The sequence below is a fragment of the Paenibacillus sp. FSL K6-1318 genome (genome assembly GCF_037976905.1).
Classification (GTDB): Bacteria; Bacillota; Bacilli; order Paenibacillales; family Paenibacillaceae; genus Paenibacillus; species Paenibacillus amylolyticus_A.
In genome coordinates this window covers 2,057,062-2,077,780 of the sequence record NZ_CP150270.1, presented here as the reverse complement: position 1 = coordinate 2,077,780, position 20,719 = coordinate 2,057,062, and the positions used below count along the sequence as shown (strand labels likewise).

Sequence of the window (20,719 nt, the reverse complement as noted above, 5' to 3'; positions counted from 1 at the left end):
GATCTTCTGATCCGTCTGCTGCCCTATCTTTCTCATATATATGAATTAAATAAATAAAAAAATGGAATCACCTATTAAAATTCGTGACAACCTCTTAAAAGGAGACTTTATTATTCTATTTTATCATAACGTTCGGGGGCACGCCCATACAATAGAAGTACAAGCCGCTCCCCCTGTGACAGACCAAAGACAGGAGGTGTGCTGCTGGGTCTGAAAGGGGTGTTGCCAATGAGCACATTTTTGTCCAAAGCCATTCTTGATTTCTTTATTGCGTTTGGGATCGTGCTGGGCGGCGCGATGATCGGAGGTATTGGAGCGGTGATCTCGCTTCAGCCTCCGACACAGACGATGCTCGATATTTCCGGAAAAATAAAGATATGGGCCCTCGCAGCTGCTGTCGGTGGAACCATCGATCCCATGCGTGTCATCGAGAGCAATTTCCTGGATGGCAATCTGTCTCCGGCGGTCAAACAAATCCTGTATCTGATCTCTGCTTTTATGGGCGCGCATATGGGAACCGAATTAGTGAAATGGGTGTGCGGCGGAGGTCGGAGCTAATATGAGACAGGAACAGCGTTCATGAGGATTCCGCCATTCTCCCGTTACCGCCCGCTGATGCGAATGACCGCTGTATTTGTTCTGGGAATGATCGCTGGATGTGTCGTCTACAACGGTGTATTTCACCTGAGTTACAATGCGTTGTGGCTGAACAATCAGGAGCTGCAGCTTCAGCTGCATCAGAATGAGGAGGATATCAAAACGCTGAAAAAATACAGTAAACGCCAAACCGTTATCAAGGAAATCAAGGTGCGCGCAGAAGAATCTGATAAAGGCCCGGACGAAGCTTCTCTGAAAGTGATGTTACAGAAGCTCGGGGACGAACTTGAGGTGCTGCGGGGCAGAGATGTATTTAACATCGACGAGTACAGCAAAATGACGCGAATTATGTTGAATCAGAAAGTGTATTCTGTCAGGGAGAAGGAGTACACCGTTCAGGTCAAGACCATGCTGGTTATGGAAGGCGTACTGCAAGTTTGGGTACAGATTCGCATGCATGTTCCTGCGTAATAGCAAAAAAACTGCCCTTGTCTTCATCTCTGCATGGTACAATAAGGGCAGTAAATGCTTTCCAGAAAAGGAGCTGCGTCTTTGTGTTCATTGATGTACTCAAATATGCTCTGATCGCTATCTTTGCCGTTGTCATGGTCTTTGCAGCTCTGAACAGCATTCGTTCACGCAGAACCTCGGATGCTGCCAGCGCTGGTCTTTACCGCTCCTGGACGAATATCTGGATGGGTAGCATGCTCATCGTGCTTGCGCTAATCCTCATGTTTGTCTTCACGGGTTCCACCTTATCTGTGATTGTGGAAGCGCTATTTCTGATTATGGGTGCATACAATGTATTCGCCGGAATACGTAACCGCAGTTACTATGCCAGGCTTCAACAACGGTCCAGTAATGGATCAGGTAAAACCTCCGGACAATCTGCATGATATCTTGGAGTGTTATCGTTTGGTCTGCAAAAAAGAGAGTACTGCCCTACATCGAGCGTTGCCTGAACCGCGATTTCAACGGAACTCAGCATTGCTTCTCGATCAGGGAGTACTCTCTTTGTCTATGCCTGGAATCATTCGCCCGATTAGGCATGATCAATGGATTGTAATGTCATCACCGCTTTACATACCACACTGCCTTCACGAGTAACTACAATGTCCATCTTGCATGTACGACGGCTCGTTTCCAGAATAACCGGTCGAACCAAAATCTGGTCTTCAATCTGTACCGGTCGAACAAAATACGTTGTCACATTATCCACCACATGGTCGTTCCCTGTTACATCCCAAGCTGCCCTCCTGCCGGCCTGAGTCATCACATTCAACAAAACACCTTCTGAGATCGTGCCCAGGTCGGTTGCCATCTGGGGAATGATGAATCCGTGAAATAACAGTTCATTCTGTTCTCCGCGTTCCTCAGCAAACCCATTCCAGATCAGATGATCAAACGTCTCTCCCAGTTGGGGCTGCTTCTGGGCATCCCGCATGGCCTGTAGTACTTCCTTGCGTGTGACGGACGCAATCAGTTTGCGGTTCCGGTCCACGATCGGCAGAAAGTCGATGCCTTCCCAGGTCATAATCTGGGCAGCTGAAGCGAGAGAAGTCTGCAGTGAGGCCGTAATCGGGCGGCGTATCACGCATTTCTCAATACTCTGATCTGCCGTAAGCTCACTGACATCCTTCAGACTCACAATGCCGATGACCCGGTTCCATTCATCTACGACTGGGAAGCGGTGTTCACCCGTCTCCGACACCAGCATATGAAAATCTGCGGCTGAACTGGTCACCTTTAGCACCTGCAAGCGAGGTTTCTGACCGATGATATCTTCAACAAGCATAATTTTTTTCTTAATCAGCCGGTCGAAGATCGCACGGTTAATCATCGAAGCCACCGTGAATGTATCATGTCTGGATGAAATAATCGGTAGCCCAAGCTCGTCAGCCTTAATTCTTACTTCACGGCTTGTCCCGAAGCCACCAGTAATCAACACGCCAGCTCCCTGTTCGAGGGCAAGGGAATGAGCATCCTCCCGGTTACCTACAATCAGCAAACTTCCAGCGTCAATATAACGGGCCATTGCCTGTTCTTTCATCGCACCGATCACATACTTGTGCAGCGGTTTGGCGAGGCCCTCGTTTCCGCCCAACACATGCCCCTCCACAATGGTCACGACATCCGCGAAGGTCAACTGTTCCGACATGCCCCGAGGTCTCTTCTCAATCCGCACGGTCCCAATTCGTTCCTTGGTCACGACCAGCCCAAAGTTCTCGGCCTCTTTCACCGCACGATAAGCTGTCCCTTCACTTACGCCCAGCTCCCGCGCAAGTCCACGTACCGATATTTTACTGCCAACCTTCAGTTGTTCAATATGTTGAAGTAACTGTTCATGCTTCGTTACGTTCTCTTCTTGTCCGTCCATCTGTACCACCCCCGAAGATGCATCTGTACTATACTGTATCTATTATAACACGCCCTTAGGAAAATAACCCCATCTCCTACCCCATTCTCATAGGGAAATCCACCGCTTGAATTCAATCATCCGATTGATCTCTAATCTTTATATGTACCAAAAAGACCAGACCCCCTGATATGAAGGGGAATCCGGTCTTTTTTCCAGAGACAGAACCGAATCTGTCGGCCCTGCCCTGGCATACTGAATGTAATTCTATTCCTTATACAGACTTGCTCCGCTCTTGCTTGTCCAGCAGTTTCATCTCCCACTGCCGCAGCTTCGCCCGGCGAACGGCTTCCAGTGCACGTTTCTTCTCTTCATCCACACCGAGAATAAAATGCAGATGTGCACCAACGATTAATAAAGAGAACAGCACCCATACGATGCCAAAAATATTAACCCAGTCCATTCCTCCAGCAAAGGAAATCCGCGGCAGTGCAATGACCAGCATCGACAACGCGATAAGCAGATAGATCACATGTTTTGCTTTTTTCAACCTCTTCACCCTTCACAGCTCCTTCGTTCTTGATCGACTCTATATGTCTAGTCTATGAACGATAAGGAGCTAATATGAAAGGTTTAGGTAAAAAAACAAGACAAGCATTTACGCTTCAGCGCCACCGTACAGATGACCCAGGCTGTCTGCAATAATTTTGTTCACGTCTTCAATGATGACACTGAGGCGACGCTCCGCATCAAACAAACGACGGATGTTCAGGTTCAAGCTCAGTACTTCAAACAATTTCTCCATTTTCTCCATCTCATCCGGCGCTGGCATATCCCCGCTCATCATGCGTTGTTGCAATTCCATTTGTTGATCACGGAAGTTATCCAGCATTGCTTTTGCATCCGGATCAGCTTCAATCAGCTTCATCGCGGAAATAATCTCTTCCACCTCGCTGCTTTCTCTCAGTGCTTTGGCCAAATCATTGGCTTTGTCATAAATGTTCACTATTATTCCTCCTCAGATTGGTTTGTTCATCCGTGTTAATACACGCTTTTCTCTCCTGTCAAACAAGGGCGATCTGAAACAAGCCTTCGATAACGTGCCCCTAATGAAATGCATTTAATCCATATGGGTCAATCACCAAGGGTTATATGTCCTCATATGATGAAGCACATGCCATGTTCAGATGCCGTTCAACTTCGAGATCAGACATCAAGTTGCCGCCCGGAAGGAGATCCGTGATGTCCACTAAAAAAGTAACGATTCAGGTTACCGGCTCGGGCATCCTGCAGGACGACGTCATCATGCTGGGCGAAGGGGTGCTCAAGGCACTTAAAATCCCTTCAGGAAGGCCGCTTCAGCTGCAATTCGGCTCTTTCCGCCGAGAAGTCACTGTCATTCCGGTACCAAGGTATGACGGACTGCACATCAATCAGACGGTTGCCAGCAAGACCGGTCTTGTTCCGCGTTCGGTCCTGAGGGTATCCTATCGTTCAGCCAGCCGTACGCTTCGCCTTGGACCCTACATCAGTGTACTGGTTAGCCAGGATTATCCCGATCAGCCCGATCGGCCCTTTGGCTCCATCACGATGTTCTGTCAAGAACTGGTGAACGCCTGCCGTAAGCAGGGCGCCTATGTATCCTTTTTCACACCGGAGGATATTGGAGCGGTAACGGGTTATATGAAAGGCTGGGTGTATGATGACGGCTGGAAAAAGACTGTTCTGCCTGTAGCAGACGTCGTCAATAACCGGCTAACGTCCCGCAAGCTTGAGAACAAACCTAGCGTACAGCATTTTATGAAAGAAGTAAAATCGCTCTACGGTACGCAAACCTTCAATGAAAAGTTTCTGGACAAAAACGAAGTATTTGACGCACTCAAGTCCATTTCAACGCTTAAACGAGTTCTTCCCGAGTCCTATTTGCTCAAGACTTCCTCCATGCTCAAGACAATGTGTAACCGACATCCGGTTGTATTTTTGAAGCCAGTTCGCGGTTCATTGGGCAAAGGCATCATCCGGGTCTCACGTCAGACGGACGGAAGTTTCCTGACTTTGGCGACTGGAGTCGGGGGTACCCGGAAGCAAACGTATGCTTCTCTGGATAAACTGTATGCCAGTATGTCTGGGAAAATGAAAACAACGCGTTACCAGATCCAACAAGGGCTGACTCTCATTGATCACAGTGGCAGACCCGTGGATTTCCGTGCGCTCGTGCAAAAAAATCGTACCGGAAAATGGAGTGTAACCTCCATCGTAGCCCGGATTGCGGGCGGAAGTCACTACGTATCGAATCTGGCACGGGGTGGCAGTCTCAGCACCGTGAAGGAAGCCGTTGCCAAAACACAATTGTCCGGATCAGCCAAAGCTTCCGCATATGCAGGATTGCACACGGCAGCACTGGATATCGCCAAAGGGATCGAGAGTGCCATCCCTGCTCACTTTGGAGAACTTGGTATTGATCTGGCTCTGGATTCCACTGGACGTGTATGGCTGCTCGAAGTCAACTCGAAACCATCCAAGAACGACAATACACCACTGAGTGAGAGCAAGATCCGTCCTTCGGTCAAAGCCATGCTGGAATACTCCACGTACCTGGCCGGGTTTTGAAAAGTGATTCCTAGAGGAGAGGTGCAGCGTAATGTTTCCATCAGCTCAGACAAAAACACTGGCCATTCTGGTACGTGCGACCGAAGGCTCACCTCCCTTCACGGATGAACTTTTCTGCCGTCGTCTCAGTCTGGGGAGTATGCGATATGCCCTTCAGGTTATTGTGATCCCGATATCGGTTGATGCAGCCCATTCTCCTCTTCAATGGGGATATGCCTATCATCAAGGGAAGTGGGAGAAGATCCTTGTTCCTGCAGTCGACCTCATCATGGACCGTTGTCTTCGGCCTCTACCCAGAAACGTTAGACAGCAGCTCAAGGAACGGATATCCACCAATGTCACAGATCAGCACCGTTATTGGTCTGCTTCCCTGCCAGGAAAATGGGAAGTGCACCGTGTGCTGTCCCGAAATCCTGAATTGCGGGAAAAACTCGTACCGACAACTCGGATTGGGTTGCATATCCCCTGGGAAACATGGCTGGAACGTTGGCCCATGGGGCTGTTCTTCAAACCGGTATCAGGTACCCATGGCAAGAATACCTTTCGCCTGTCTCGGGGAGCGACTCCAACCACATGGATCGCGGAGGGTCGTAACGCGGATAATGAAAAATTTTGTATCACCTTCAATCACACTCAGGCCGTATCTTCCTGGCTGGCATCACTTCAGGCTGAGCGCAAGATGATCGTGCAGCCCTATCTGGAGCTCAGCCATCAAGGAAGAGCGTTCGACATACGGGCTCTAATACAAAAGAACGGGCAAGGTCGCTGGACGCTGACAGGATGTATGGTGCGAGAAGGACCCGAGGGCTCGCTCACGTCCAATCTTCACGGAGGCGGTAGAGCATATCCCGCCCATGCATATCTGCTCCAGCGATATGGAACGGTCCGCACGGAAGCTCTGCTGAAGAGCATCCGGCAGACTGCCGCTCTTATCCCCACCCTGCTGGAGAGTCGTTTCGGCAGGCTAGCCGAATTGGGGCTTGATTTTGGAGCAGATACCAATGGTCAACTCTGGCTAATTGAAGTCAACTCCAAACCAGGCCGTACCTCATTCGCAGAAGCGGGCGACCGACGCATGCATGCCCTGACTTATACCCGGCCGCTTGCCTATGCCCGTTATCTGTTGCAACAACATGTTCTCACGGACATCATTCGTCCAATGAAAATGCCGAATACATCCAGCAAAGCTGGCCTGAAACCCATCCCGATTCACGGCGGCTGAGGCCCGCAGCGCCCGCTTGCCATGGAGCACAAGGATCTTTTCAGGATAGGAGGATAAATCATGAGTTTGACCTTTTGCAATCTGCATTTCACCAAGCAACCGGATAAAGTGGTTTATGTATCCAACGCTTTAATGAAGAGCCTCAACCTGTCCGGCAAAAAAACGGTGAACCTTCGCTTCGGGCGTGACCGGGTGCCTGCGACGATCAAACCAATCAAAAAAGCAGGTAAACATCTCTATCTCGCCTCAGGTATCCGTAATCTGATGAACGTTCCCAAACGGGGCAGTATTTATCTCCGGAACTTGCAAAATGATGAAGTCCAGTTAGGTCCACTGATCGGCGTACTCTCCGATGGGCCTTCGACAAGCACGAATCCATTCGGTTCCCGTACAGGGTTCATCAAACAGTTACTCCGGGAAGGCAGCCGGAAATCCTATATTTATGCCTTTACTCCCCGGGATATCAATTGGCAGAACGAGACGGTATCCGGTTTTTTTCTGAATGATAACGGAAGCTTCACCCGCAGAACGGTCCCCCTGCCCGATGTCGTTTACAACCGGTTGCCGAGCCGCCGTTCAGACTTCTCACCAGCGATTAACCAACTGCGGGAGCGATTTATTCGCCGGAAAATTCCATTCTTCAACTGGAGCTTCTTCAACAAATCGGATATCTATACATTGCTGGAAAATGAACCGACAGCAGGACGGTATATCCCTGAATCGATTACCAATCCGTCGGTGGAACAGATGAAAGAAATGCTGGAACGCCATCAGTTTGTCTACTATAAGCCTACTGCCGGAAGTCTGGGGAATGGGATCTATCGCCTGACCTACTCGCCCAAACGTGGATATTTCGCGCGTTATCGCAAAAAAGGTGGTAATGCTCTCCTGCGCTTCGGGTCCTTCAACAGTCTGATGCGCATGCTTCAGGGAAGACACGGCAAACAACTTCGCGGATATGTCGTTCAACAGGGAATACGACTGATTGAGATTGATGAATGTCCAATTGATTTTCGTTTTCACATGCACAAAAATGGCAACAATCAATGGGTTGTTGTCGGAATTGGCGCCAAAAAGGCAGGACGTGGCAGCGTCACAACACACATCAAAAATGGTGGCTCCCTAATGACCCCTGAGCAAGCTCTCAGTCGCAACTTCGGCGACCGTTCGGGAGAAGTTCTTCAACAGGCCAAATCCGTCGCTATTACACTGGCCCAGGCGATTGAAACCCAGCACCAGCATCTGATTGGTGAGATTGGCTTTGATCTGGGCATTGATCAGGAGGAACATGTATGGATGTTCGAAGCGAACGCCAAACCCGGGCGCTCCATTTTCCGTCACCCTTCACTCCGGGTGGAGGGAAAATCGTCGGTGGAGCACATTTTGGAACACTGCCTGTATTTGAGCAAGTTCCGGAAGAAGGAAGGCATTTGATGAGCCTTCATGATGATTTCAAACCTGTCATTGCTGTTTTGACCATGCATGATAATCAGCGGATGTTCAGGGGGAATCATCAAAATTTTCAGGATATTCTGCAGACAGGCGAGAGCATGGGATATGTGGTGTACATTGTGACTGTGCGGGATCTGAACGTGAGTGGCCCCACCGTGAAAGGATATACGTACAACAAGGGGAGTGGAAAGTGGGTTTCACAGCCTTTCCCCCTTCCCCATGTGCTGTACAATCGTATTCCCAACCGGGAAGACGAAGGAAAACCTTCCGTTCAGCGTAAGATTGACGAATGCATGCAATCGGGAATCGAACTGTATAACCCATTCTTCTTCAATAAATGGAACCTGTTCGAATGGCTCAAGAAATCCAAATCGACTCAGCAACTGATTCCCCATACTCGGCGGATGCGCAGCGCTTCTTCTCTCGGTGCCGTTCTGCGGACACATCCCTATCTGTACCTCAAGCCCGAGAGTGGCAAAGCTGGCAAAGGGATCATGATGCTGAAATTCCAGGAAAAAGAGCGCCTTCCCTATCGGCTTAAAATACAGACCACACGGAAAAGCACGACCTATAAGACGGCTACACTCGCCAAGTTATGGGCACGAATTCGCAAAGAAACCGGGCTTACGCCCTATATCATGCAACAAGGCATTGAACTGGCCTCCTCTCGTAAACGTCCCTTCGATTTGCGTGTTCTTGTACAAAAGAACAGCAAGGGTCAATGGAGCGTAACCGGTGTAGGTGCGAGACTTGCTGGCTCCCGCAGCATTACCACTCATGTGCCGCGAGGAGGAAGTGTAGAGGACCCCGAGAAGCTGTTGACCGAACTTTTCGGCGAAGAAATGACAACTACCCTGATGAAACGTGTGAAATCCACTTCATTGATGATCGCCAGACAGGTTGAACGAGGGTCAGGTTACACGCTCGGAGAAATGTCCATGGACCTGGGCATTGATGATCTGGGGGAAATCTGGTTCTTCGAAGCCAATGCGAAGCCCATGAAGTTCGATGAACCACAGATCAGGCGGCGGTCACTGGAACGTATATTTCACTACAGCGCTTATCTTGCCCGTCAGTCCAAACGATGATAGACAGGAATACTGCAAAAAGAAGGTGATTGTTTGTGTCCTCACCTGTTCTGGGCATTATGACGTTGTACTTAAATGAACATCGCGCTCTTGAAGAACGAAGCATCTATCGCAGAATGATTCTTGAGGGGCGCAAGCGGGGACTCGATATCTATGTATTCACACCTGCCGACGTACACCCAGGAGGCAAACAGATTGAGGCGATGGTTTTTCATGAGGAAAAAGGCTGGTCTCGGGAATGGCGATCATTCCCGGATCTGATCTTTGATCGCTGCCGGATTCAGCGTAACCGCAGATTCCAGCAACTGCTTGCTTTTCGGGAGAAATATGGACATCTGCTCTTTCTGAACAGACCACTGCGTAATAAATGGACCATCCATCAGACCCTTTCGGAAAAAGCCAACTTTCGTGAACACCTGCCGGAAACGGTGTTATTTCAGGATATGTCCGATGTGAACCGGATGCTCAAAGCGTCTTCTCTGGTCTACCTGAAACCCATTAACGGAACCGGCGGACGTGGTATTCTGCGCGTTGAACGCAGCAGTAGCGAGGCGAATACCGTACTTGTTCAGGGACGGGATCAGAAGCGTCGTATTATCACGCCACGCAAAGTCCATCTATCACGGCTAGGTGCGTTGCTCCAGCACTGGAATATGAAAGACAAATATCTTGTACAGAAGGGCATTCAACTTCAGCTTCCCAATGGACGGGTGCATGATTACCGCATGCTGGTTCAGAAGAACGGCGAGGGACAATGGGAACTTACCGGATGTGCAGGACGCATGGGTGCAGAGAAAAGTGTAACCTCCAATCTGCATGGCGGGGGTCAGGCTGTAGCGATGAATCGACTCATGAAGCAATGGATTGCTGACGAGGAACTTCGAGCAGAAATTAACACGACGGCCGAGAAATTCGGGATTGATGTCGCTTCGTTTCTGGAAGATACGTATGGGGACTTATGCGAGCTGGCACTGGATTTGGCGATTGACAAGAGCGGTCGTATCTACCTGCTCGAAGTTAACCCCAAGCCTGCACGTGAAGTATTCGCCCGCATCGGTGAGCGGGATATATATTATAAGGCCATCACTCAGCCGCTTGAATATGCATTATGGGTATACCGTAACCGGGCCAGTCGCCCAGTCAAACAAATCAGAACCACCCGGCTTGCAAGCAACAGAACATCTGCATTGAAGAAAGCACGCAAAAAGAGATGATCTGATGATCACGAATAAAAGAGCGCCCAACCCGCTGATACATATCGGGCCTGGGCGCTCTCGTATAATTATCGACGTTCTTATCCGTTGACTCGCTTATTCCGCTTCATCATACAGACGCAGTAGTTCCTTAAAATCAGAGATCAGCGCATCGGAGCCTGCTAGCTCCTCATCCCGACCGAATCCGGCATAGGCACAGCCGATGACCGTCTGATGGTTCATTTTACCCGCTTCCACATCAGAGGAGCGATCCCCGACCATCCAGGCGTCCTGAATCCGATGTTTCTCCAGCAGAATCTGTACTAAATTGATTTTGGAGGGCGTCTTGTACTGGCCTGCACTGTATACCCCTTCAAAGAAAGGCATAATCTCGTGTGCGAACGCTACCCCCTTCACATAATCCTCCAGCCCATTACTGGCAACAAACAGCCGTATTCCTCGGTCTTTCAATGCTTGTAGCGTTTCTTTCACTCCAGGATACAATTGGGAGCTACCTTCATCGAGCCCCTCAATCTCCAGTTGAAGCAGTAGTTCGTCTGCACGACGATGTGCCGCTTCCGGCGCCTCAGGCATAACGACTTTCCATATGTCTTCGAGCAACATGCCCAAACTTCCCAGCATCCGTTCCTCTGGTGGGGTTTCTCCTTCAAAATGTCCTTCAGCACGCAATGTATCAAATAACTGCTGGTACGCTGGCAACAACAGGGTCTCTGTCTGGAACAGCGTACCATCCATGTCAAAAATCATCGCTTCCGGTTTGCGTAATACCGTCTCTTTGGTCATGTCCAATGTTCCTTTCGGATTGGGATATGTATATGTCATCTGAATTGTTCCCTTTCCATGATAAACATAACATCTGAACGTGTAAACCAACGATTGTAAAACCTCGGCAACCCTAACCTTATACAAAAACAACAAACATTATATGATAGTTAAACAAACTATGTACAAACAAACTTTCTTTACGTATAATACTAAAAAATAGTGCTTTAGACATCCAATCTAAAGGCCTATAAAAATCAAATTTCCAGTTTTTTCGACAATTACATATACCCCATAGAGAGGAATAACAAACATGAATAAGCGCAGGACTTTCAAAATTTTTTATAAGATTGGATTGGGTTATTTGCTTGTACTGGCTGTACTTGCCGGTTGCATTCTCCTGATTCAGAGCAGTACAAGTAAGCTTCAAGAGGAACTGGATTTTCTGGTCGATCACGATATGAGAGTACATGCCCTAACCTATGAGCTCGAAAGAAACATGGTAGACATGGAAACGGGGCAACGTGGTTACGTCATTACTGGTGAGGACAATTACCTCGATCCCTACACCAAAGGAAAAGAAGAGCTGGGTACTCTCAAAGATGAACTTGCGTTATTAATTTCGGACAACCCGGCCCAAACCGCACTCTTGGAAGACATACATAGTAATATGGAGAACTGGATTCAGATCGCTGGTGAACCTGTAGTTGCCCTTCGCCAAGCGAATAATACGCAAGCCATTCTAGATTTCTTTGCCAATGACCCAGGTAAACGAGATATGGACCAAATACGCTCCGCCCTTGATACGTTTCGTACCAACGAGCTTACGCTGACCGATACCCGTACAGAAGCGCTCAAGCAGAAAAACAACATACTGAACTTGGAACTGTACGGGGCACTTCTCGTTGTCGCCATTATATCGTTCATCACTGCGTTAATTTTGTCCCGTGCCATTGTTAGAAACATCCGTACTGTGAAGCAAGCCCTGAATGACATCGGTTCTTCCAATGGTGACCTGACGCTGAGAATCGCTACCCCAATGAGAGACGAAACCCGTGAACTTGCGGAGTCAGCCAATATCATGCTCGCTGGTTTGCAGCAAATGATGCTGGATGTTCAGAGCAATGCCATGACTCTGAGCACAGCTTCGGATCGATTGGATAAAGGGGTCTCCGATAGTCATATTGCCGGAAAAGAAGTTGCTACTGCTATGGAACGCGTCGCTGAAGGCGCTGACGAACAGGTTGCTCTAACTCAAACAATGGTAGCTGCGATGCAGCAATCCCTCACTGGGCTTAATCGTGTCGCCTCCTCGGCAGCTGACGTGGCTGAACGTGCCGTGCGTACCGAATCCATTGCTGTGGATGGGCAACAGCGTATTGATAATGCTGTAGGCAAAATGAGTTCCATTGAGCAATCCTTCCTCTCTGTACAGGAAGCCATTAACGACATTTCGAAGATGTCTGATCAAGTGATCAACATTGCAGATTCCATGTCAGGTATTGCAAGACAAACCAATCTGCTTGCACTTAACGCCGGAATTGAAGCTGCTCGCGCCGGGGAAAATGGACGTGGATTCGCCGTTGTTGCCTCGGAAATCCGTAATCTGGCAGACCAAAGCGCAACCTCAGCCAAAGAAATCACAAGCATATTGGAAACCGTGGTCGCTGGTGTTCAAAGTACGGTGCAGGTGGTTGATGAGAGCACACTTCATGTGAATGAAGGGTTACAAACCATCGAGGATGCAGGTAATGCTTTTTCAACCATTACTCAGCATATTCATGATCTCAGTGGTGAGGTGCTGGATGTATCCGCTGTTGTCGAGGAACTCACTTCCGGAAGTGAGGCTGTAATGAAGTCCATCACCGAAGTATCGGCTGTAGTGGAAGATACGGCATCAGCCACGGAAGAAGTATCCGCGATGACAGAGGAGCAACTTGCTTCTCTCCAGGAAATGTCGGATACATCCAAACAATTAAATGAAATGTCCGACGCGCTTGATCAACTGGTTAAACGATTTAAGCTTGCTTAAACTCTTACTGATACAGCTGAGCTGAAGAAAAGATGTTTTTTTTATTTATAGAAATCATCTTTTTTGATTCCATTTCAGAGGCATATACAAAACACCCTCAGAGTGAAAGTTACTCTGAGGGTGTTTTGTATATAGTTACTGGTTATTTTTTATTTTTGCAAAACAAGGAAATCATTAAGCTTGTTATTCGTGTCTGAATCTGCAGGCTTCGTAATCCACTCCGATAACAATTCCTGTAAAGTTTCTATCTCTGACACAGTCAACTTATGCTGGTAGCGTGGATAGTCTCTAAAAAATCGTTCAAGATTCATTGAAACATTTCCTACTAGCGGCTGTTCACGGTAATAGGTTGTGCCTGTAGCTACCGCATTTAATTTGGAAGCTGCCGCTTGATACTGGTACATTTCTTCTTCCAAACCCTGTTCAGCATTTTTTTGTAATTGATCCTGAATATTCTCCGCATACGTTGTAAAAGATTGATTCATTTTATCCTGAAGTCGATCATACTGGATGTTCGAATTCCAGAACATATAGGATATAGCCAAATTGGAGAGAATGAGTAGGATGATGATATAGAAAGGCCATTTTTTTGCCCCCATCTGCTTCACTCCCTTGAAAGTATATTATTTATATTGTAGTTGAGCGAAACTATCCACTTCTGAAAACTTATCTTGTTGATTTAATGACAAAGAACCTCCTATTGGAATAGAAACGCTAGGTGAAATTGAAAAAACTTTCTCTTGGTGTCTATAGTATCCTAAAGTATCATAAAATGAGTTTAAGGTCCATTTACCACTTTCCCTAGGTTTGACGGTAAAACTAAGATATCCTCTCTCATCCCTGTAATTCATTGCTGGTGAAAACAAATTAAACTGAGCAGTGACGCCGCCAGGATGGTATCGTAATGTTGCATTATTCTCTGAATACTCACGCCAGTCCATATTCAGTGGATTATAAGTATCGGTTTTATGAACGAAACTAGCTGTATTATTTAGAGGTGCTACATTGTTACTGAGGCCAATGGCCAGAATATCCTCTTTGTTATAATAAGCATTTTTAAGCCATTGAAATCTCACCGAAACCTGACCATTAGTATTGTAATAAGTCATGTTTGTTTCAAGTCTTAGCCACGATGTTGTTGTAGTTTTACTATCCCCAACACTCTGTGTTGAGACTTCACTTTGCATTTCTTTAGCTATTTCTTTTAAAGCTTCTTCTCTAGTTACTTTGGTAACTGTTGTATTGGAGTTGTCCTCGTTAAAAGACCTCATTATTTGATTATCTCCATCTACTAAGTGTACCAGTTTAAAATATTCGTCTTTATTAGATTTCAATCTTGGTTCTTTTGCCAGAAGTTTCTCTAAATCATCATCAGTTAAATCACTAGCAAATTCAGATGAAATCCCATAACTTTGCACAATAAGTTTTTCCTTTTCACTCCGATTATCTTCTTCTGCGAAAATCTGAGTGGGGACACATAAAAATAAACATAAAGATATTATTAGTTTTTTACCATTTACCATAATATACCTCCTTTGTAGTATATCTTGATTACCACAAACGAAGAAAAATTAAACATTAAATACAGACTTAATTCTAATTCATATTAAATTAAATTGATCACTTTATTTCCGTGTTCCGTAGTGCTTCAAGCACCAATTGCGCCTGATACCCATCGTTAAAATCATATATTCTGGCTGGTTTGCCTTGTATACGAGCAATGACATGTTTAAGAACAGGGAGTTCACTGTCGGATTCAAGCACTTCCACTGGAGATAGTGGTTGCCCCATCAGGCCACTCTTCAATTCATCCCAATTTTCCAGAGCAATCGTACCTTCTGTGCCGTATACCATCATGGATACACGTTCTTCCCCGGCAAATTGAGAAATACCGTTGAGCTGAATTCGGGTGCCGTCTTCCAGTTCCAGAGCAGCCTGTACTTCAAGCTCACAATCCCCATTTTCAGGATATTGAACCTGAGTGCTTACTACCCGGACTGCACCAAACACTTTTTGAATCATATGAATCCAGTGAATTCCCACTTCAAGAATAAATCCGCCCTGTTCACGGCTCGTAATCCATGCATTCTGTTGCCATGATCGTGGCCACTGTGGAAATTGTAGAATCAGGTCTATTTTGCGAATCGTGCCCACGGTGCCTTGCTCAATCATCTCTTGCAGTTTCAATACTGAAGGTTCGTGTGGCATAGAGAAATGGATGGCATGAACGACATCCGATTGTTGCGCTGCATCCAGCATCTCTTTCGCTTCTTCCACACTATTGGCAAGCGGTTTCTCACAGAACACATGAATTTTGCGCTCCAGCGCCTCCATGACAACCGGATGATGAAATTTCGGCGGAACTGCAATATACAGCAGATCAATCTGATGTTCATTCATCAATTGCTTGTAATCCGTATACGTTCTAACCCCCGAATGAGAAGCTGCAAAAGCCGCCAGACCTTCCTCATTCGCATCACACACCGCTACAATCTCAATCTTTGTGTCCATCTTCGTATTCTCAACTTGATGGACCATATGTAATCCCATTTTACCCAGCCCAATCAGAGCCATCTTCATCACTGTCACTCCATTCACCCCAATCCATTCCAGTATAGCAGAAAGCAACGTATTGCCAACGCTATACACTATTGCGAAAATAAAGATCCTCCTCTTTCTACGATATTATTTCACCGACTGAAAACCACCATTTTCAGTCATTATTTTACATTAATTGTATCTATAACTTGAGTGGGTAATTTGTTGCAGGAATATATAACCATTTATTTTTACTTTACCCAGCAACACTTTAAGCGTTACCAACTTAAGAATCAGGAACTTTGACTTATAAAATAGGTTGACAAAAAACCACAAAAAAAGATACTCTTCCTAATAACAAGCATATATTTCCTCTGACAACCTTAGACAACGACTTGCATTCAAATAATGGAATACGCGTATGGTTCTAATAACCTATTTCATGAAGCGAGGTGTCCCGTATGAGAACAGTTGCGGACTATTTGGCAGAAACTCTGCGTAATCTAGGCGTTACTCATGTCTTTGGTATTATTGGTAAATCCATCTGTCCTGCTGTCCTGAAGATGGTGGATTACGGATTAGAATTCATTCCAGGCCGTCATGAATCCAGCTCAGGTTTTGCCGCATCCGGTTATGCCCTTCAGACGGGCAAGCTTGGCGTTGCTTTTGCCACATCCGGTCCGGGCGGAACCAATCTGCTTACTGCCGCAGCCCATGCGAAGGCCAACAATCTGCCCGTACTGTTTATTACAGGTCATCAATCCATTCAGGAACTGGGGCTTCCCCAGTGTCAGGATTCCTCTTCCTATCTGGCTGATCTGGCCGAAATGTTCAGGCCTGCCACGCTGTTCAGTAAACTGGTAGAACGCGGAGATCACTTCGGCACCCTACTGAATCATGCCCTTTCCATTGCACTTGGCCCCAATAAAGGCCCTGTTCACCTTTGTCTACCTTTTGACGTACAAACTGAATTGTTATCACAATGCCGGATTGTCATTCCCGAACCGGAACCTCTTCTTAGCGTATCTAACCTGAATCGCATTCTTCCTCTAATTCAACAATCCAAACGTCCCTTAATTATTGCTGGTAAAGGTGTAAGTCGTGCCAGAGCTCATGATGAATTGCTTCATTTGGCCGAATCGTTCAACATTCCCGTCATTACGACTCCTGGTGGAAAAGGAGCGATTGCGTGGGACCATCCCCTGTACCATGGACCTTGTGGTGTTGGAGGTTTCCCGCATGCAGACGACATGCTGAACCAAAGTGACCTTTATATCGTACTCGGTTCACGTCTGAGTGATATGACCATCTGCAACTTAAAGCCTGAGAACCACCCGGAACATCTCATTCAATTCGACGCTGATCCTACGTTTGTCGGTAAGATTCTGAGCGCTCAAACCTTACATATCACGGGTGATTTGAAGGACAACATGCAATATTTGCTGGGAACACTCGTAGAGCATTCTTCTCCAAAGAGAAGCACGACCCCCATAGATTACACTGTACCTTTACCGGATCTGCCCCGCCTGTCTCTGGCTTCTGTGCTGGACGGGATGAGTGAACTGCTTCCTTACGATCATAAGCTGTTTGTCGATGATGGCAGCCATGGATTTCATGCGGTTCAGCGATATAAAGTCAAGAAACCCGGCAGCTTTGTTTTTGACGCGTACTTTGCATGCATGGGTAATGCCATTGGTATGGCGATAGGTGCGAAAGCCGCTTCACCTGAAGAGACCGTTGTATGCATCACCGGAGATGGATGTTTTATGATGCTTGGCACGGAGATCAATACCGCAGTATGCAACAATCTGAATGTTATTTTTATTGTCGTCAACAACAAACAACTGGACATGGCACTCAAAGGAATGGAAAAAACAACAGGCAGAATCGATGGCACCCTGTTTGAAGTTCCTATGGACGCAGCCAAGTTTGCCGAATCTCTGGGTGCTGTTGCATTCCGTGCAGAAACCCTTGCCGAATTCTCATCTGCGCTGAACATAGCACAGACGTTGAATCAAGTGGCTGTCATTGAGCTACTGACCGATCGCGATGAGATTCCACCTACAGCTCATCGCACCGTTACTTTGAATTAGGAGGAGCATATCATGAGTGAACATGTGGCTCAGGGACTGGACCGTTTTGCTAAACTTTCTGGTGAGTACGGCGCTAAAGCCCTCGCACCCATCAAAGAACATTTTCCCGAATTATCCGAATTTATTATGGGGACGGCATATGGGGATATTTTTCAGCGCACCACGATTACGGATCAATGGAAGGAAGTTGCCATTATCTCTTCGCTGATCACCCAAGGACAGTATGAACAATTGGGGGTGCATTACACGATGGCTCTCAGCGTGGGAGTGACCGTGGATCAGCTCAAGGGAATATTGCTACATCTGGCGCCTTGTGTAGGTGCTCCACGCATTATAAGTGCATTTAATATATTGCTTGCCACCTTGGAAGAAATACAGTAATTCACTTTTCTACATTTTTATACACCATTCGACTTTTTTATTGATCTTTTTACATTCATACCTTTATAATGTGGTTAAATTATCCTTCGAACCAGCTCGCATCTAAGAAGCTTTCAGCAGAGGTCCCACGGGGCTGTGTATCCATTAGCAGGATAGCCTTAACTCATTTAAAGGAGAGAGATCAAGCATGGGAAATTTCATTCTTAAGACTGACGTTCCGAACAAGGTGTTAAACATTGAACTGGAGGGTTCTTTCTCTCAAGAAGACGGTTTGCGTTCCATCTCGGCCTATCAGGATACGATCGCTCCTATTAATACCAAGGAGTATGACCTGAACATCGATTGCAAAAAGTTGAATGTTACTGCTCCGGAGATTGTGCCTCTTCTGGAAGGATGCCTTCAGATGTTCAAAAAAGACGAATTCAAAAAAGTCGTGTTGACCCTCGAGAACAACGCGATTCTAAAAATGCAATTGTCCAGGCTGGGTCGGTCTGTAGGCCTGAACAATCTCGAAATCATATCTACCGTTACCACTTAATAAACCAGGCGGACAAGCTGTGAATTCACCCTTCCGCTCAAGAGGAGAATGAAGATGGCCGGAATTCGTATTGTAGATATCGATATCTATCATCCAGCAACCAAGGTGCACAATGACTTTTACATTGAACATTTTGACGCAAGAGGTGTAGATATTCGTGGATTGTTAAAGGCACTTGGTCGTGATACACGTTATAAAATTGACAACGATGACGAAAACTCACTAAGCATGGCCTTTGAGGCAGCCAGTAATCTATTGGAAAAAACCGGACTTACCGGTGCAGATATTGATCTGATTGCTTATGCAAGCCAAACGCCAGAATACATCTTTCCTACGAATTCCTTGATGATTCATCGCCTGATTAATGGCGCTTCTCACACGATCTGCATTGACAGCAACGCTAACTGTGCAGGCATGACCGCTGCTTTTGAACAAGTTAGCCGACAGATGTTGGGTAATCCTCGAATTCGGCGTGCCTTAATCATCGGCTCGGATTACGTGGCTCCTCACGCCAGTCCGGATGATCCCGTATACTTCGCCAATTTCGGTGATGCAGCAGCAGCAGTTATTGTTGAGCGGGATGAACATGCTGTCGGTTTCATTGATTCAATCTATCAGACGGATACCTGTGTGTATGGTAACTCACTCTTTCCTGCAGAAGGCCTGGCGAAACTGGGCAAAACGGGTGTAGATGCAGGTGCTTTTCATGTGAAATTCATCCCATTTGATGATTCCATCTGCGTGGATGCCGCTTCGGAGTCCATTCGTACCCTGCTGACACGCAACGAGATTGAACCAGACGAGATCAAAGCGGCCTGCTTCTCTCAACTAAGCATTGGAAACATTCGGGCTGTCTCCGCGAACGTTGGCATCGGTGATGATATTGCCGTCTACATCGGAGACGAATTCGGATATACCTCCACCAGCAGTCCATTCATCGCAATGCATCGAGCGGTTACATCAGGTCAGATTCAGCGTGGTGACAAAGTGCTGTTCTGGACCGTTGGAGCCGGGTGGCAAAATGTTGCCATGGTGGTAGAGTTTTAGGCCTTTATTCGCCAAAATAATAACCAGGACGATCCCTTTTCTTCCAAAGTGGATCGTCTTTTTTATCGGAAAGCAATCCATATTTCAGCACGCGTAACTTCTTTCCGTCTCTATAACTTCAAAGCAAAAAGCAGCCCTCATCGGACTGCCAGGTTCCTATTTTCACCTGTTCAGAAAATCTTCTTTGTCTCCCGATCGTCTTTCAGAATCTCTACCGCCTCCCGAAAACGCAAGGAATGTACGATCTCCCGTTCCCGCAGAAACTTCAGACTATCCTGCAGATCCACGTCATCGGTCAGGTCGATCAACCATTGATATGTAGCCCTGGCTTTCTCTTCTGCTGCAATGTCCTCGTACAAATCCGCGATCGGATCACCCTTCGAAGCGATATAAGCTGCTGTAAATGGTACTCCCGAGGAATTCGTATAAAACAAAGCAGAGTCACGCTGCGCATAGTTCGGCCCAAGTCCCGCTTCTTGCAACTGTTCTACCGAAGCGTCCTTTGTCAGCTTGTAGATCATGGTGGCAATCATTTCCAAGTGAGCGAATTCCTCCGTGCCTATGTCCGTCAGTAGCCCAATAATTTTGTCCGGAATCGCATATCGCTGGTTCAAATACCGCAGTGCCGCCGCGAGTTCCCCATCCGCTCCTCCGTACTGTTCCGCTAGCAATTTTGCCATATGAGGATCACATTTACTAACCCTTACGGGATATTGCAGTTTTTTCTCATACACCCACATGCCAGACGCCTCCCTCTACGTTATCAAAATACATTCCTTCTTCGGCCGC

Annotated in this window: 21 protein-coding genes; 13 read left to right on the top strand and 8 right to left on the bottom strand. The window is 46.9% G+C overall.

The features are described from left to right. The first annotated feature begins 228 nt into the window (after nt 1–228). The 3 genes from NYE45_RS09305 (at nt 229) to NYE45_RS09295 (ending at nt 1,493) form a co-directional block, all read left to right on the top strand. Nucleotides 229–558 (top strand): YtrH family sporulation protein, encoded by a 330-nt coding sequence (locus tag NYE45_RS09305; protein WP_026081169.1) that lies wholly within the window; start codon nt 229–231, stop codon nt 556–558. A gap of 21 nt (nt 559–579) precedes the next feature. Further along, nucleotides 580–1,068, top strand: coding sequence for a hypothetical protein (locus NYE45_RS09300; protein ID WP_017689500.1), 489 nt, complete (start codon nt 580–582; stop codon nt 1,066–1,068). A gap of 83 nt (nt 1,069–1,151) precedes the next feature. After that, nucleotides 1,152–1,493 carry a YtpI family protein gene (locus NYE45_RS09295; protein WP_340016464.1) on the top strand — a complete coding sequence of 114 codons (342 nt, stop codon included), beginning with the start codon at nt 1,152–1,154 and terminating at the stop codon, nt 1,491–1,493. A 146-nt stretch (nt 1,494–1,639) separates the two neighbouring features. Here the strand turns inward: NYE45_RS09295 and NYE45_RS09290 are convergent, their stop codons facing one another. From NYE45_RS09290 to NYE45_RS09280, 3 genes are all read right to left on the bottom strand, one after another. Next, entirely contained in the window at nt 1,640–2,974 is a 1,335-nt protein-coding gene (locus NYE45_RS09290; RefSeq protein ID WP_340016463.1) for a DRTGG domain-containing protein, read from the bottom strand. A 253-nt stretch (nt 2,975–3,227) separates the two neighbouring features. Continuing rightward, nucleotides 3,228–3,512, bottom strand: a complete 285-nt coding sequence (locus NYE45_RS09285) for a hypothetical protein (protein ID WP_139331819.1) — start codon at nt 3,510–3,512, stop codon at nt 3,228–3,230. Between the two features lie 99 nt (nt 3,513–3,611). Continuing rightward, on the bottom strand, nt 3,612–3,959 hold the full coding sequence (locus tag NYE45_RS09280) for a YlbF family regulator (RefSeq protein ID WP_340016462.1): 348 nt from the start codon (nt 3,957–3,959) through the stop codon (nt 3,612–3,614). A gap of 236 nt (nt 3,960–4,195) precedes the next feature. Between NYE45_RS09280 and NYE45_RS09275 the strand changes: the two genes are divergently transcribed. From NYE45_RS09275 to NYE45_RS09255, 5 genes are read left to right on the top strand one after another with little or no spacing between them, the layout of a single operon-like run. Beyond that, entirely contained in the window at nt 4,196–5,563 is a 1,368-nt protein-coding gene (locus tag NYE45_RS09275; RefSeq protein WP_340016461.1) for a YheC/YheD family protein, read from the top strand. Nucleotides 5,564–5,594: 31 nt separating this feature from the next. After that, nucleotides 5,595–6,785 (top strand): YheC/YheD family protein, encoded by a 1,191-nt coding sequence (locus tag NYE45_RS09270; RefSeq protein WP_340016460.1) that lies wholly within the window; start codon nt 5,595–5,597, stop codon nt 6,783–6,785. A 60-nt stretch (nt 6,786–6,845) separates the two neighbouring features. Continuing rightward, nucleotides 6,846–8,219 (top strand): YheC/YheD family protein, encoded by a 1,374-nt coding sequence (locus tag NYE45_RS09265; RefSeq protein ID WP_062833540.1) that lies wholly within the window; start codon nt 6,846–6,848, stop codon nt 8,217–8,219. Beyond that, nucleotides 8,219–9,325 carry a YheC/YheD family protein gene (locus tag NYE45_RS09260; protein ID WP_062833539.1) on the top strand — a complete coding sequence of 369 codons (1,107 nt, stop codon included), beginning with the start codon at nt 8,219–8,221 and terminating at the stop codon, nt 9,323–9,325. The genes NYE45_RS09265 and NYE45_RS09260 overlap by 1 nt, the downstream gene beginning before the upstream one ends. 35 nt (nt 9,326–9,360) lie before the next feature. Beyond that, complete coding sequence (locus tag NYE45_RS09255; protein WP_340016459.1) at nt 9,361–10,539, top strand: YheC/YheD family protein; 1,179 nt, start codon at nt 9,361–9,363, stop codon at nt 10,537–10,539. A gap of 96 nt (nt 10,540–10,635) precedes the next feature. On the opposite strand, the gene NYE45_RS09250 is transcribed toward NYE45_RS09255, so the two are convergent. After that, nucleotides 10,636–11,361 (bottom strand): HAD hydrolase-like protein, encoded by a 726-nt coding sequence (locus tag NYE45_RS09250; protein ID WP_340016458.1) that lies wholly within the window; start codon nt 11,359–11,361, stop codon nt 10,636–10,638. A 253-nt stretch (nt 11,362–11,614) separates the two neighbouring features. On the opposite strand from NYE45_RS09250, the gene NYE45_RS09245 reads away from it, so the two are divergent. Next, on the top strand, nt 11,615–13,333 hold the full coding sequence (locus NYE45_RS09245) for a methyl-accepting chemotaxis protein (RefSeq protein ID WP_340016457.1): 1,719 nt from the start codon (nt 11,615–11,617) through the stop codon (nt 13,331–13,333). 149 nt (nt 13,334–13,482) lie between these two features. On the opposite strand, the gene NYE45_RS09240 is transcribed toward NYE45_RS09245, so the two are convergent. The 3 genes from NYE45_RS09240 to NYE45_RS09230 form a co-directional block, all read right to left on the bottom strand. Further along, a complete protein-coding gene (locus NYE45_RS09240) occupies nt 13,483–13,932 on the bottom strand; it encodes a hypothetical protein (protein ID WP_340016456.1) in 450 nt (149 codons plus the stop codon). A gap of 24 nt (nt 13,933–13,956) precedes the next feature. Then, complete coding sequence (locus NYE45_RS09235; protein ID WP_340016455.1) at nt 13,957–14,856, bottom strand: hypothetical protein; 900 nt, start codon at nt 14,854–14,856, stop codon at nt 13,957–13,959. 97 nt (nt 14,857–14,953) lie between these two features. Next, nucleotides 14,954–15,982 (bottom strand): Gfo/Idh/MocA family oxidoreductase, encoded by a 1,029-nt coding sequence (locus NYE45_RS09230; protein ID WP_340016454.1) that lies wholly within the window; start codon nt 15,980–15,982, stop codon nt 14,954–14,956. A gap of 350 nt (nt 15,983–16,332) precedes the next feature. Here NYE45_RS09230 and NYE45_RS09225 point away from each other — a divergent pair, with 350 nt between their 5' ends. The 4 genes from NYE45_RS09225 (at nt 16,333) to NYE45_RS09210 (ending at nt 19,930) form a co-directional block, all read left to right on the top strand. Further along, nucleotides 16,333–17,964 (top strand): thiamine pyrophosphate-binding protein, encoded by a 1,632-nt coding sequence (locus NYE45_RS09225; RefSeq protein ID WP_340016453.1) that lies wholly within the window; start codon nt 16,333–16,335, stop codon nt 17,962–17,964. A 12-nt stretch (nt 17,965–17,976) separates the two neighbouring features. Continuing rightward, nucleotides 17,977–18,345, top strand: a complete 369-nt coding sequence (locus NYE45_RS09220; RefSeq protein ID WP_076330326.1) for a carboxymuconolactone decarboxylase family protein — start codon at nt 17,977–17,979, stop codon at nt 18,343–18,345. Nucleotides 18,346–18,532: 187 nt separating this feature from the next. Continuing rightward, the gene (locus tag NYE45_RS09215; RefSeq protein ID WP_340016452.1) at nt 18,533–18,883 is read left to right on the top strand and encodes a hypothetical protein; all 351 of its coding nucleotides are present in this window, start codon (nt 18,533–18,535) and stop codon (nt 18,881–18,883) included. A 54-nt stretch (nt 18,884–18,937) separates the two neighbouring features. Further along, entirely contained in the window at nt 18,938–19,930 is a 993-nt protein-coding gene (locus tag NYE45_RS09210; RefSeq protein WP_340016451.1) for a 3-oxoacyl-[acyl-carrier-protein] synthase III C-terminal domain-containing protein, read from the top strand. 170 nt (nt 19,931–20,100) lie between these two features. On the opposite strand, the gene NYE45_RS09205 is transcribed toward NYE45_RS09210, so the two are convergent. Beyond that, on the bottom strand, nt 20,101–20,670 hold the full coding sequence (locus tag NYE45_RS09205; RefSeq protein ID WP_340016450.1) for a manganese catalase family protein: 570 nt from the start codon (nt 20,668–20,670) through the stop codon (nt 20,101–20,103). Between the last annotated feature and the right edge of the window lie 49 nt (nt 20,671–20,719).